The 12,842-nt window shown below is 62.0% G+C and carries 11 protein-coding genes; 9 read left to right on the plus strand and 2 right to left on the minus strand.

Annotated features, from left to right (window positions below; all coding sequences use genetic code 11):
• Window positions 1-1,259, plus strand: a 1,259-nt coding sequence (locus tag FY112_RS33615) for a lytic murein transglycosylase (protein ID WP_246700820.1), incomplete at its 5' end; no start/stop codon positions are given.
• 108 nt (window positions 1,260-1,367) lie between these two features.
• Here FY112_RS33615 and FY112_RS33620 read toward each other — a convergent pair.
• Window positions 1,368-1,823: a GNAT family N-acetyltransferase gene (locus FY112_RS33620; protein ID WP_151520301.1), complete on the minus strand. Its 456-nt coding sequence runs from the start codon at window positions 1,821-1,823 to the stop codon at window positions 1,368-1,370.
• 9 nt (window positions 1,824-1,832) lie between these two features.
• Window positions 1,833-3,512 (minus strand): MFS transporter, encoded by a 1,680-nt coding sequence (locus FY112_RS33625; protein ID WP_181018320.1) that lies wholly within the window; start codon window positions 3,510-3,512, stop codon window positions 1,833-1,835.
• A gap of 198 nt (window positions 3,513-3,710) precedes the next feature.
• Here FY112_RS33625 and rimP point away from each other — a divergent pair, with 198 nt between their 5' ends.
• The 8 genes from rimP (at window position 3,711) to rpsO (ending at window position 12,394) form a co-directional block, all read left to right on the plus strand.
• The gene (gene rimP / locus FY112_RS33630; RefSeq protein ID WP_003544329.1) at window positions 3,711-4,316 is read left to right on the plus strand and encodes a ribosome maturation factor RimP; all 606 of its coding nucleotides are present in this window, start codon (window positions 3,711-3,713) and stop codon (window positions 4,314-4,316) included.
• Window positions 4,317-4,375: 59 nt separating this feature from the next.
• Window positions 4,376-5,977 (plus strand): transcription termination factor NusA, encoded by a 1,602-nt coding sequence (gene nusA, locus FY112_RS33635; RefSeq protein WP_003555785.1) that lies wholly within the window; start codon window positions 4,376-4,378, stop codon window positions 5,975-5,977.
• A complete protein-coding gene (locus FY112_RS33640; RefSeq protein WP_017989926.1) occupies window positions 5,974-6,666 on the plus strand; it encodes an RNA-binding protein in 693 nt (230 codons plus the stop codon). The genes nusA and FY112_RS33640 overlap by 4 nt, the downstream gene beginning before the upstream one ends.
• Window positions 6,667-6,767: 101 nt before the next feature.
• Complete coding sequence (gene infB, locus FY112_RS33645) at window positions 6,768-9,521, plus strand: translation initiation factor IF-2 (protein WP_151520303.1); 2,754 nt, start codon at window positions 6,768-6,770, stop codon at window positions 9,519-9,521.
• A gap of 150 nt (window positions 9,522-9,671) precedes the next feature.
• Window positions 9,672-10,076: a 30S ribosome-binding factor RbfA gene (gene rbfA, locus FY112_RS33650; protein ID WP_131719767.1), complete on the plus strand. Its 405-nt coding sequence runs from the start codon at window positions 9,672-9,674 to the stop codon at window positions 10,074-10,076.
• 13 nt (window positions 10,077-10,089) lie between these two features.
• Window positions 10,090-11,022 carry a tRNA pseudouridine(55) synthase TruB gene (gene truB / locus FY112_RS33655; protein WP_151520304.1) on the plus strand — a complete coding sequence of 311 codons (933 nt, stop codon included), beginning with the start codon at window positions 10,090-10,092 and terminating at the stop codon, window positions 11,020-11,022.
• Window positions 11,023-11,118: 96 nt separating this feature from the next.
• On the plus strand, window positions 11,119-11,970 hold the full coding sequence (locus FY112_RS33660) for an alpha/beta hydrolase (protein ID WP_151520305.1): 852 nt from the start codon (window positions 11,119-11,121) through the stop codon (window positions 11,968-11,970).
• A 154-nt stretch (window positions 11,971-12,124) separates the two neighbouring features.
• On the plus strand, window positions 12,125-12,394 hold the full coding sequence (gene rpsO / locus FY112_RS33665; protein ID WP_003544317.1) for a 30S ribosomal protein S15: 270 nt from the start codon (window positions 12,125-12,127) through the stop codon (window positions 12,392-12,394).
• Window positions 12,395-12,842: the final 448 nt, after the last annotated feature.

Here is a 12,842-nt window from a genome sequence, read left to right on the forward strand (position 1 = left end):
CAGAGGGGGGTGTTCCACGGCGGCTGCGGATATTCGCACTCGCATTGGCGGCAGCTCTCCTGCCCCTTTCCTGTTACGCGGCCCCTTCAAAAGCCGATGTCGAGGTGCAGTTCGAAAAATGGGTGCAGGCCGACCTCTGGCCGGAGGCGAAGGCGAACGGCATTTCGGAGAAGGTCTTTCAAGCCGCTTTTTCCGGCATCACGCTGAACTGGAACCTGCCCGGTCTCGCCCCGCCCGGTTTCCCGCCGTCGAAGGAGCAGAAGCAGACGCAGGCCGAATTTTCCTCGCCCGCTCCCTATTTCAACGAGGACCAGCTGAAGAAGCTTGCCGCAACGGGACGCGGCTTTGCCGCCCAATATGGCTCGACGCTGAAGCGGATCGAAAAGACCTATGGCGTGCCGGGCTCGATCGTGCTGGCCATCTGGGGCCGGGAGACGGGCTTCGGTGCGGCGAAGATCCCGAATTCGGCGATCGAGGTGCTGGCGACCAAGGCCTTCATGTCGACGCGCAAGGAGATGTTCCGCACCGAGCTGGTGGCGGCACTCCATATTCTCGACGGCGGCGACGTCACACCTGCCGAGTTCAAGGGTTCTTGGGCGGGCGCGCTCGGCCAGCCGCAGTTCATGCCGACCAGCTATCTGAAATATGCGGTGGACTTCGATGGCGACGGTCACCGCAATATCTGGACCTCGGTGCCCGATACGCTCGCCTCGATCGCCAATTACCTGGTCAAGAAAGGCTGGCAGCGCAACCGCGACTGGGGCTTTGAGGTGTCGATACCGGAGGCAGTCTCCTGCGCGCAGGAGGGACCCGATCTGGCAAAGCCGCTGTCGCACTGGGCCTCGCTCGGCATCGACCGCATCTCCGGCAAGGGCTTTCCCTCCGGCGAAATGATGGCTGAGGGCATGATGCTGGTTCCGGCCGGCCGCGACGGACCGGAATTCATCGTCACGTCGAATTTCTACATCATCAAGGAATACAATAATTCCGATCTCTACGCGCTTTATATCGGCAATCTTGCCGACCGGATCGCCTATAATGGCGGCGCCTTCCAGGGCAGATGGGGCGATGTCGGCAAGATGCTGCGATCGGACGTCGCCGCCATGCAGAAGGCGCTGGAACGGCAGGGCTATGATGTCGGCGGCTCCGACGGTCTGCCGGGCTACAAGACCCGGCGCTCGATCGGCCAGTGGCAGGCAAAGAGCGGCATGAAGCCGACATGTTTTCCGGAGGCGACGATGAAGGGCAAGCTGAAGTAATCGGCTTTAGAGCGGTTCAGCTTTTCATGGAAACGCCGAACCGCTCTAACCTTTTGTTTTGACGCAATTCCGGACGGAAAACCGCTTCGCACTTTTCCTGGAATTGCTCTAGAGAGTGCGTTTCAAACCTTCATGGCTGGCAACGAAACCGAGCCTCTCGTAGAAGCGGATCGCATCCCCTCGCGCCTTGTCCGATGTCAGCTGCACCAAGCCGCAGCCGCGCTCGGCGCACTGAGCAATCGCCCATTCGATGAATTGTGCGCCGAGGCCCGAGCCGCGAAGATCCCTTGCCACACGCACGCTTTCGATCTGGCCGCGCCACATGCCCGTCCTCGAGAGGCCGGGAAGAAAGCTCAGTTGCAGACTGCCCACGACCTGGTCGGCCGCATCGGTCGCGACAGCCAACAACTGGTTGGCATCCACCTCGATCGCGGCGAAGGCCGAGAGATAACGTGCATCGACGGGATCGGAGACGATTTCTCTGGCGCCGCCGAGATCGTCATCGCCAAGAAGCCGGACGATGGCGGCAAGATCGGATAGGCGGGCGAGCCTGAAATTATGCATTGACTGTTCTCAATGATGCAGATCGATCGGCGCTTTGTGGAAGACATCGTCACCTGGCGCAATGGCCTGGCGCTCGATCATGCGGTGAACATGAGGCGGGCCTTCGCCGCGATGGAGCGCGCGCAGCCTGTCGATATTCTCGGCATCGGCCTGCGTGCGCCGCTGGTTGTGTCTTATATATTCGACCCATGTCGGCGTATGATAAGTCTCCGTCCACAGTCCCGGATTTTCAAGATCGCGCATCAGCGCCCAATTGCGGGCGCCGTCGCGGATGCGAATGCGGCGGCGCTCGCCCATCAGCGCCATGAATTCCGCGAGGTCCTCATCGGCAATCTCGTAATCGACCTGGATGACGATCGGGCCGCTGCGCGGCGTGATGTCGAGACTGAGGGCCGGCTCGATGAAGCGGTTCAGCGGATCGAGGTTGAGCGAGGCGAAGGCCGGCATCGAAAAACGCAGGCCGATCGCGATGCCGAGCAGCATGACGACGGATGACATCAGCAGCGCATCGGCGACGCCGTAGCGATCCGCAGCAACGCCCCACAGCCAACTGCCGCCGGCGATGCCGCCGAAGGTGACGGTCTGATAAAGCGACAGCGCCCGGCCGACCACCCAGCGCGGCGTCGAAAGCTGGACGATGGTGTTGAACAGCGATAGTGCAGAGACCCAGCAGGCGCCGGAGACGAGCAGCCCGGCAGAGGTGAGGACGGCGCTCCGGCTGACGGCGGCGATGACGGCGCTCAATGCGAAGCCGGCAAAGGAGAGGCGGATGATCATCTCGCTGGAAAGCACCTGGCGAAGCCTGGCATTCAGCACCGCACCGCCGATCGCACCGATGCCGAAGGCGCCGAGCATGAAACCATAGATCAGCGGGCCGCCGGCAACGAGATCGAGGGCGACGACCGGCAGCAGCGCCAGGATCGAACTGGCGCCGATGCCGAAGAGCAGTCCCCTAACAAGAACCTTTTCGAGATTGGGCGACATCGAGACATAACGCAGGCCGGCAAAGATGGCGCTGCCGAGCGCCTCTCGCGGCAGGGTCGAGACGGGCGCGGCTGGCCGCCAGCGCAGCAGGGCATAGATCAAGGCGAGGTAACTCAGCGTATTCACCGCGAAGGCCGCAGCCGCGCCGGCCGCAGCGACGATGACGCCGCCGATCGCCGGGCCGACGCTGCGGGTGATGTTGAAACCCATGCTGTTCAGCGTGACCGCGGCCGGCAGATCGGCGCGCGGCACCATATCGCCGACCGAGGCCTGCCAGGAGGGATTGTTGAGTGCGGTGCCGCAGCCGATCAGGAAGGTGAAGAAGAGCAGCAGCCAGGGCGTGATCCAGCCGAGAAGGGCTGAGGCCGTCAGCAGGCCTGAGACGGTGAGCATCATGCACTGCGCCGTCAGCATGACCCGGCGGCGGTCATAATTGTCGGCCAGCGCACCCGATATCAGCGAAAACAGCATGATCGGCAGCGCCGTCGAGGTCTGCACCAGCGCCACCATGTCCTCCGAGGCGGTGATCGTCGTCATCATCCAGGCGGCGCCGACCGCCTGGATCAGGCCGCCGAAATTCGAAGAAAGGCTCGCGAACCAGATGGTGCGGTAGGTATCGTGCCGCAAAGGCGCCAATGTCGACGAAGTGTAGGCCACGATTTCTCCCGCTTTTGTTATTGCGCGCCAACGGCAATATATGCGCAACACCGGCGCCGGCCATAGGCCTCATCACGTCGCCGGAAGCGAATTGGCCGAATCGGTCGCAGACCTTGCAATTTCGGAAAAACCCGACTATATGCCTCTCAAATTCTTGATCGCTTGATGAAGAGTGGGCCGCAAGGACCCGCTCTTTTTTATTAGCGCGATCGCCGAAAAAGCATGAAATTGCGAGGAGCGCACCGCTTGTCGGATCTGACAAACGCAGACAATGAACGTGAGCCGCGGCTGATTACCGAAACCGGGCTCGACCAGCGTCTTGCCGATATCATCGAACCCGTTCTCGTCGACCTGGGCTTCCGCCTTATCCGCGTCCGCATGATGAACCAGAACGGCGCGACGATGCAGGTCATGGCCGAACGCAACGACGGCACGATGACGGTTCAGGATTGCGAAGAAGTCTCGATGGCGATTTCTCCCGTCCTCGATGTGGAAGATCCGGTCGATAAAGAGTATCATCTGGAAGTGTCTTCGCCCGGCATCGACCGTCCGATGGTGCGGAAATCCGATTTCGTCCGCTGGCAGGGCCACCTTGTGAAATGCGAGACGTCGATCTTGATCGATAATCGCAAGCGCTTCCGCGGCAAGATCGTCGAAGCAGGCACAGATGGTTTCACGCTCGAGCGTGACCAGATCGCCTATGGGGAAGAGCAGAAGGTCACCATTCCCTTCACGGCGCTTAGCGATGCGAAGCTCATTCTGACCGACGATCTGATCCGCGACGCATTGCGCGCCGACAAGCTGGCGAAAGCCCAGGCCGCCAACCAGAACGAAGCGGACGACGAAGAATAACCGATCAACAGACCGCTCCAGGGACGGGAACCCTGGAGTAAAGACGGAGAAACAAGACAATGGCAGTCAGTGCGAACCGGCTCGAACTTCTGCAGATCGCAGATGCAGTGGCGCGCGAAAAAGTCATCGACCGCGAGATCGTGCTGGCCGCAATGGCCGATGCCATCCAGAAGGCGGCACGCTCCCGTTACGGCACCGAGTCCAACATCCGGGCCGACATCAATCCGAAGACCGGCGAAATCCGCCTGCAGCGTCTGCTCGAAGTCGTCGAGAAGGCCGAAGATTATTCGACGCAGATCCCGCTGGAGCTGGCCCGCGACCGCAACCCGGACGCCGCACTCGGCGATTTCATCGCCGACCCGCTGCCGCCGATGGATTTCGGCCGCATCGCCGCACAGTCGGCCAAGCAGGTGATCGTGCAGAAGGTGCGTGAAGCCGAGCGCGACCGCCAGTTCGACGAATTCAAGGATCGCGTCGGCGAAATCGTCAACGGTACCGTCAAGCGCGTCGAATACGGCAATGTCATCGTCGATCTCGGCCGTGGCGAAGGCATCATCCGCCGCGACGAAATGATCCCGCGCGAAAACGTCCGCTATGGCGATCGCGTCCGTGCCTACGTCTATGACGTCCGTCGCGAGCAGCGCGGCCCGCAGATCTTCCTGTCGCGCACGCATCCGCAATTCATGGTGAAGCTCTTCACGATGGAAGTGCCGGAGATCTACGACGGCATCATCCAGGTGAAGTCGGTCGCCCGCGACCCGGGTTCGCGCGCCAAGATCGCCGTGATCTCGAACGACAGCTCGATCGATCCGGTCGGCGCCTGCGTCGGTATGCGCGGCTCACGCGTTCAGGCCGTCGTCGGCGAGCTCCAGGGCGAAAAGATCGACATCATTCCGTGGTCGCAGGATCCGGCGACCTTCGTCGTCAACGCCCTGCAGCCGGCCGAAGTCGCCAAGGTGGTCCTCGACGAGGATGCCGAGCGTATCGAAGTCGTCGTTCCCGACGAGCAGCTGTCGCTTGCGATCGGCCGCCGCGGCCAGAACGTCCGCCTCGCCTCGCAGCTGACCGGCTGGGATATCGACATTATGACGGAGGCCGAGGAATCGGAACGCCGCCAGAAGGAATTCAACGAGCGCACCAACCTGTTCATGGATTCGCTCGATGTCGACGAGATGGTCGGCCAGGTTCTGGCTTCGGAAGGTTTTGCCGCGGTTGAAGAACTGGCTTATGTCGATCTCGACGAAATCTCGTCGATCGACGGTTTCGACGAGGAGACGGCGCAGGAAATCCAGCAGCGCGCCCGCGAATTCCTCGAGCGTCTCGAAGCCGAGATGGACGAGAAGCGCAAGGCGCTCGGTGTTCAGGACGAACTGCGTGAGATCAACGGCATGACCGCCCAGATGATGGTGGCGCTCGGCGAAGACGGCATCAAGACGATCGAGGACTTTGCCGGCTGCGCTGCCGACGATCTCGTCGGCTGGTCGGAGCGCAAGAACGGCGAAACGAAGAAGTTCGAGGGTCTGTTCTCGAAGTTCGACGTCTCGCGCGTCGAAGCAGAACAGATGATCGTCCAGGCCCGCCTTTCGGCTGGCTGGATCACGCAAGAGGACCTGGCGAAGGGGACCGAAGAAGAGGTCACCGAAGCCGAACAAGAAGCATGATGACCGCGCATGAACCGGACGCTCCTCTCGAGGACGACGATCTTGCAGGTTATGACGTGAACGGACGCATGTGCATCGTGACGCGCGAAAGCGGATCGCCGGAAGAGCTGATCCGCTTCGTCGCCGCTCCCGATGGAACAGTTGTCGCCGATCTGAAGCGCGAGCTTCCGGGACGCGGATGCTGGGTGAAGATCGACCGGTCGCTGGTCGACAGGGCGGTGGCGAAGAAGCTCTTCGCCCGCGCGCTGAAGACGGATGTGAAGGCGGCGGACGATCTCGGCGCGAGTGTCGATCGGCTGCTCGCGGCGCAATTGATGCAGATGATGAACATGGCGCGGAAAGCCGGCCAGTTCGTCAGCGGGTCCTCGAAAGTGGATGCCGCGGTCAGAAGCGGAGCAGCCCTTGCGGTGTTCCACGCGACTGGCGCAGCGGACGACGGCGTCCGGAAAATCGACCAGGCCCGCAAGGCCTGGCACCTCGGAATGGAGACCGAGGAGGAGATACCTTCCTTCCGTCTCTTCTCGGAGAGCGAAATGGAAGGCCTGATGGGCCAGAATGCTTTTATCCATGCCGCAGTGCTTGCAGGGCAGGCGGGTGAAGGTGTAGTGAAGCGCGCAAAGATGCTCGAACAGTACCGTATTGGCGGTCAGTCCCGGGCAGCGGGCGGCGCTGGCCGGCAAAAACAATGAGGCGGTCACCGGCATCGGCCGGTCCCATACTCATTGATCGACAGTATTGAACGACAGGGTCTGATCTAGTCATCGCTCCCTGTCCGAAGGAACGGGAACGAATGACCGATAGTAACGACGACAAGACAATCAGCGTAGCGGGCAAAAAGACACTCACCCTGAAACCATCGGGGATGAGCCAGGGTACCGTTCGCCAGGATATGGGTCGAGGTCGCACCAAGGCGGTCGTCGTCGAGACCCGTAAGCGGCGCCCGATGCGCCCGGAAGACGAAAAGCCGATCACGCCCGTCACTCCGACGGCCCCCGTGCGCGCAGCCGAACCGGCGCCCGCACCTGTGCAGGCGCGTCCGCAGCAGCCAACGCCTGCTCCGCGGGTTCAGCAGGGCAACAACAACCAGACGAACCAGCGTCCGCCGCAGCAGTCTCACCAGCCGCCGCGCCAGAACGATCGTCCGCGCCCGGTGGTGCTGAACCATCTGTCGCCGGAAGAGATGGACGCCCGCCGCCGCGCGCTTGCCGACTCCCAGGCGCGTGACGCCCAGGATGCGATCCGCCGCGCCGAGGAAGAAAAGCGCCGTGCCGCCGAAGAGGTTGTCCGCAAGGCAGCCGAAGCGGAAGAAGCTACCCGCCGGGCCGCTGAAGAGGCTATCCGGCAGGCTGAGGCACCGGCTGTCGCTGAACCCGCAGCCGCAGAGCCGGCTCCGGCCGAAGCACGCACCGACGCGACACGGCCGCAGCAGCCCGCATCATCGGCACCGGCCGCACGCCGGCCCGACGCGGCTGGAGCACCTGCTGCCCGTCCGGCACCCGGCGCTGCCGTCCCTGGGGCCGTTCGCGGCCGTCGCGACGAAAAGGAAGAAGATGATCGTGGCGCAGCGCGCGGCGGTCCGGTCCGTGGCCGCGTCGTTCGCCCGGAACCCGCAAAGCCGGTCACGACTCGTCCGAAGACGGATGAAGAGCGCCGTCGCGGCAAGTTGACGATCACCACCGCCAACGTCGACGGCGAGGATAATGCCCGCGGTCGTTCGCTCTCGGCGATGCGTCGCCGGCAGGAGAAGTTCCGCCGCGGTCAGATGCAGGAAACCCGCGAGAAGATCTCCCGCGAAGTGGTTCTGCCCGAGACCATCACCATTCAGGAACTGTCGCAGCGCATGTCCGAACGCGCCGTCGACGTCATCAAGTACCTGATGAAGGAAGGCCAGATGATGAAGCCAGGCGACGTCATCGACGCCGACCTTGCCGAAATCATCGCCGGCGAATTCGGCCATACGGTCAGGCGCGTGTCGGAATCCGACGTCGAACTCGGCATCTTCAACGTGTCCGACGACGATGGCGAACTGGTTTCGCGCCCGCCCGTCGTTACCATCATGGGCCATGTCGATCACGGCAAGACCTCGCTGCTCGACGCCATCCGTCATGCCAACGTGGTCTCCGGCGAAGCCGGTGGCATCACCCAGCATATCGGCGCCTATCAGGTGGAGCAGAACGGTCAGAAGATCACCTTCATCGATACGCCCGGCCACGCCGCCTTCACGGCAATGCGTGCCCGCGGTGCGCAAGCGACCGACATCGCGATCCTGGTCGTCGCAGCCGACGACAGCGTGATGCCGCAGACGATCGAATCGATCAACCACGCCAAGGCGGCCGGTGTTCCGATCATCGTGGCGATCAACAAGGTCGACAAGCACGAGGCTGATCCGCAGAAGGTCCGCAACCAGCTGCTGCAGCACGAAGTCTTCGTGGAATCCATGGGCGGCGAAGTGCTTGACGTCGAGGTTTCGGCCAAAACCGGCAAGAACCTCGATAAGCTGCTTGAGGCGATCCTGCTGCAGGCGGAAATTCTCGATCTTAAGGCCAATGCGAACCGGACTGCGGAAGGCACTGTCATCGAAGCCCAGCTCGATCGTGGCCGTGGTTCGGTCGCGACCGTGCTCGTCCAGAAGGGCACGCTGCGTCCAGGCCAAATCATCGTCGCCGGCGACGTCTGGGGCCGCGTGCGCGCTCTCGTCACCGACAAGGGCGACCATGTGAAGGAAGCCGGCCCGGCAACCCCGGTCGAGGTTCTCGGTCTTTCCGGCACGCCGCAGGCCGGCGACAAGTTCGCCGTCGTCGAAAGCGAAAGCCGCGCCCGCGAAATCTCGGAATATCGTCAGCGTCTGGCCCGCGACAAGGCGGCTGCCCGCCAGTCGGGACAGCGCGGATCGCTGGAACAGATGATGATGCAGCGCCAGAGCGTCGGCATCAAGGAGTTCCCGCTGGTCATCAAGGGTGACGTGCAGGGCTCGATCGAAGCGATTGCCGGTGCGCTGGAGAAGCTCGGCACCGACGAAGTCCGCGCCCGCATCGTCCATTCGGGCGCCGGCGGCATCACCGAGTCGGATATCTCGCTCGCCGAAGCCTCGAACGCGGCCATCATCGGCTTCAACGTTCGTGCGAATACGCAGGCACGCCAGTTCGCCGAGCGCGAAGGCATCGAAATCCGCTACTACAACATCATCTACGACCTCGTGGATGATGTGAAGGCAGCGATGTCGGGCCTCCTGTCTCCGGAGCGGCGCGAAACCTTCATCGGCAATGCCGAGATCCTCGAGGTGTTCAACATCACCAAGGTCGGCAAGGTCGCAGGCTGCCGTGTCGTGGAAGGCAAGGTCGAACGTGGTGCGGGCGTCCGCCTCATCCGCAACGACGTCGTCGTTCACGAAGGCAAGCTCAAGACGCTCAAGCGCTTCAAGGACGAAGTGTCCGAAGTGCCGATGGGTCAGGAATGCGGCATGGCCTTCGAAAACTACGAGGATATGCGCGCCGGCGACGTCATCGAGTGCTTCCGGGTCGAGCATATCACGCGCACGCTCTAAGCTGCTGCGCCTGAACTTTTCCGAAAGCCATCCGCCAGCCGGCGGATGGCTTTCGGGCATCTGCCGACTTGACCTTTTCGACCAAAAGAGTCATGGACGCTCTCCTTTGACGGGTTCGATTCCCAGCCGTATCGGCAAATAGAGATAACAATGACCAAACCAACTTCTTCCGCGCCTTCGCAGCGCATGCTGCGCATTGGCGAACAGGTTCGCGCCGCTATCACCCAGGTGCTGCAGCGCGGCGAAGTGCGTGACGACGTCATCGAGGCGACCGTAATCTCGATCTCGGAAGTGCGCATGTCGCCAGATCTCAAGATCGCCACCGCCTATGTGACGCCGCTCGGCGTTTCCGACCACAGTATTGTCATCGAGGCGTTGAACCGTCATGCAAGGTTCATCCGCGGCCGGCTCGGGCCGCAGCTCCGGCAGATGAAATACATGCCGGAGGTGCGCTTCCGCGATGATACCAGCTTCGACAACTACAAAAAGATCGACGAACTGCTGCGTTCGCCCGAGGTGAGCCGTGACCTCGACGGCGGTAATGACGAACAATAAACAGAAGAGACGCATGTCCAAACCACGCAAACCCAAAGGCCGGCCGATTTCCGGCTGGCTGATCCTCGACAAGCCGGTGGATTTCGGCTCGACGGAAGCCGTTTCCAAGATCAAGTGGCTCTACAAGGCGCAGAAGGTCGGCCATGCCGGCACGCTCGATCCGCTCGCCTCCGGCATGCTGCCGATCGCGCTCGGCGATGCGACGAAGACCGTTCCCTACGTGATGGACGGCCGCAAGATCTATGAATTTACGGTGAGCTGGGGCGAGGAGCGCGCGACCGACGATCTCGAGGGCGAGGTGACCAAGAGTTCGGACAAACGCCCGAGCGAACAGCAGATCCGCGATATCCTGCCTGGTTATATCGGCACCATCAGCCAGGTGCCGCCGCAGTTTTCCGCTATCAAGATCGCAGGTGAACGCGCCTATGACCTGGCGCGCGAAGGCGAAACCGTCGAAATCCCCTCGCGCGAGGTCGATATCTTCCGGCTGACCTTGCTCGCCTGCCCGGACGCCCACAGTGCGCATTTCGAAGTGGAATGCGGCAAGGGTACCTATGTCAGGGCGCTGGCGCGCGATTTCGGCCGCGAGCTCGGCTGCTACGGCCATGTGTCCGGGCTGCGGCGCACCTTTGTCGCCCCTTTCGCGGAAGAGGCCATGGTGCCGCTCGCAGATCTCGTGGCACTGGAAGCGATCGAGGATATGGACGAGCGCCTGGCCGCCCTCGACGCGCTGCTGATCGACACCTGCGAAGCGCTATCCTCGCTGCCCCATCTCGTCATCAACGACGACCAGGCGCACCGGCTGAAGATGGGCAACCCGATCCTGGTGCGTGGCCGCGATGCGCCGGTTGCCGAAAGCGAAGCCTATGCGACGGCCCGCGGCAAGCTGATCGCGATCGGCGAGATCGGCCAGGGCGAGTTCCGCCCGAAGCGGGTTTTCGCCTGAGCCTATCTTGCTTTCTGACAACGACAGCGATTGTCAGGCGGTCGCGATGCGATATCTTGCCTGTCGGGCCATGGGGGCCTGGCAGAGGGAAAGATCATGCGCGGAACTGCTATCGGAATCCTGACGTTTTTTTCGATGTTTCTCGCCGTCGCCGGCGCTCAATCTGCCGAGCGCTGGGCCGAGCTTCCGGCCTTTCCTTCGATGCCGGTGGCAAAGACGAGCGGCATGGCCGAGGTGAACGACATCAAGATGTATTACGCCGAATACGGCGAAGGCGACCCCATCCTGTTCATTCATGGCGGTCTTGGAAATGCCGAGGTCTGGGGTCACCAGGTCGCCGATTTTGCCAAGGATCATCGGGTCATCGTTGCCGACAGCCGCGGACATGGGCGCTCGACGCGCAGCCAGCAGCCCTTCGGTTACGACCTGATGACGTCTGATTACGTCGCGCTTCTCGACTATCTGAAGATCGACAAGGTGACGCTGGTCGGTTGGTCGGATGGCGGCATCATCGGCATCGACATGGCGATGAAAAATCCGGAAAAGCTGACGCGCGTCATTGCCCAGGCAGCCAACGTCACGACCGACGGCGTCAAGGCAGACGTGATGAACAACAAGACCTTCAACGACTACATCAACGTCGCCGGCGACTATTACAGGAAACTGTCGCCGACGCCGAACGAGTACGACGCCTTCGTCACCCAGATCTCCGAAATGTGGGCGACCCAGCCGGCCTGGACGGCAGCGGATCTTGGAAAGATCGCGGTGCCGGTCACGCTCGCCATCGGCGACCATGACGAGGCGGTGAAGCTCGACCATACGGAGATGATGGCGAAAGACATTGCGGGCGCCAGGCTCGTGATCCTGAAAGACACCAGCCATTTCGCCATGCTGCAGGATCCCACGGGTTACGATGCGATGATCCGGGACGCCATGGCGGGCCGCTGAAAACCGCTGTGGGAGCTCCCCTCTTTCCATTGCTGCTTATTTGGTTTATAGGCAGCGCCAGCGTCAGGGTTGCCTGCTCGCATTCACGGCCAAAGCTGGACGACATCCCGGCTTTTGGCGACTTTAATCTCCTCCTCTTAGAAAGGATCACCCGATGTCGATCACTGCTGAGCGCAAGTCTGCGCTGATCAAGGAATATGCGACCGTTGAGGGCGATACCGGTTCTCCGGAAGTCCAGGTCGCGATCCTGACCGAACGCATCAACAACCTGACCGAACACTTCAAGGACCACAAGAAGGATAACCATTCCCGCCGTGGCCTGCTGACGATGGTTTCGAGCCGCCGCTCGCTTCTTGATTATCTCAAGAAGAAGGATGAAGGCCGCTATTCCAAGCTGATCACCAGCCTGGGTATCCGCCGCTAAGATTGTCCGGCGGGTGCTTTCCGAGCGCCCGCCGGATGTGTTTCGGGACACGGTTCCCGATGAAATATTCCAGCCGCGCCCTATCTTTTAGCGGTGGAAAGACCGGCAGACCCGGATGGGCCGGTTCTGCCAAACCAACCGTTGACCTGTCATGGGGCAGGATTGCCGGATGCTTTGGCCAAGGCTTGTCAATGAGCTTTGGCCCGGTTTCTCAGGAACGCCTGAGGGAAGCCGAGGATGAAAAGCCTCCCGTTGTCTTGCCCGTGATACGTCACATTGATTGCGGTCGACTGTGCGCTGCGCCTTGATATCGGCGATGGCGCGTGCTCCCGCATTGAAGGACAAGACATGTTTGATACACACACAGTGGAAATCGAGTGGGCCGGCCGCCCGCTGAAACTCGAAACCGGCAAGATCGCCCGTCAGGCCGACGGCGCGGTTCTCGCCA

Origin of the sequence: Rhizobium sp. PEPV16 (genome assembly GCF_008919455.1) — a bacterium.
Taxonomy (GTDB): domain Bacteria; phylum Pseudomonadota; class Alphaproteobacteria; order Rhizobiales; family Rhizobiaceae; genus Rhizobium; species Rhizobium leguminosarum_Q.

Bases quoted from the DNA above. Each gene is read 5' to 3' on its own strand.
- infB (WP_151520303.1), top strand. From the start codon at position 6,768: ATGACCGATAGTAACGACGACAAGACAATCAGCGTAGCGGGCAAAAAG.
- rbfA (WP_131719767.1), top strand. From the start codon at position 9,672: ATGACCAAACCAACTTCTTCCGCGCCTTCGCAGCGCATGCTGCGCATT.
- FY112_RS33660 (WP_151520305.1), top strand. From the start codon at position 11,119: ATGCGCGGAACTGCTATCGGAATCCTGACGTTTTTTTCGATGTTTCTC.
- truB (WP_151520304.1), top strand. From the start codon at position 10,090: ATGTCCAAACCACGCAAACCCAAAGGCCGGCCGATTTCCGGCTGGCTG.
- rpsO (WP_003544317.1), top strand. From the start codon at position 12,125: ATGTCGATCACTGCTGAGCGCAAGTCTGCGCTGATCAAGGAATATGCG.
- FY112_RS33620 (WP_151520301.1), bottom strand. From the start codon at position 1,823: ATGCATAATTTCAGGCTCGCCCGCCTATCCGATCTTGCCGCCATCGTC.
- FY112_RS33640 (WP_017989926.1), top strand. From the start codon at position 5,974: ATGATGACCGCGCATGAACCGGACGCTCCTCTCGAGGACGACGATCTT.
- nusA (WP_003555785.1), top strand. From the start codon at position 4,376: ATGGCAGTCAGTGCGAACCGGCTCGAACTTCTGCAGATCGCAGATGCA.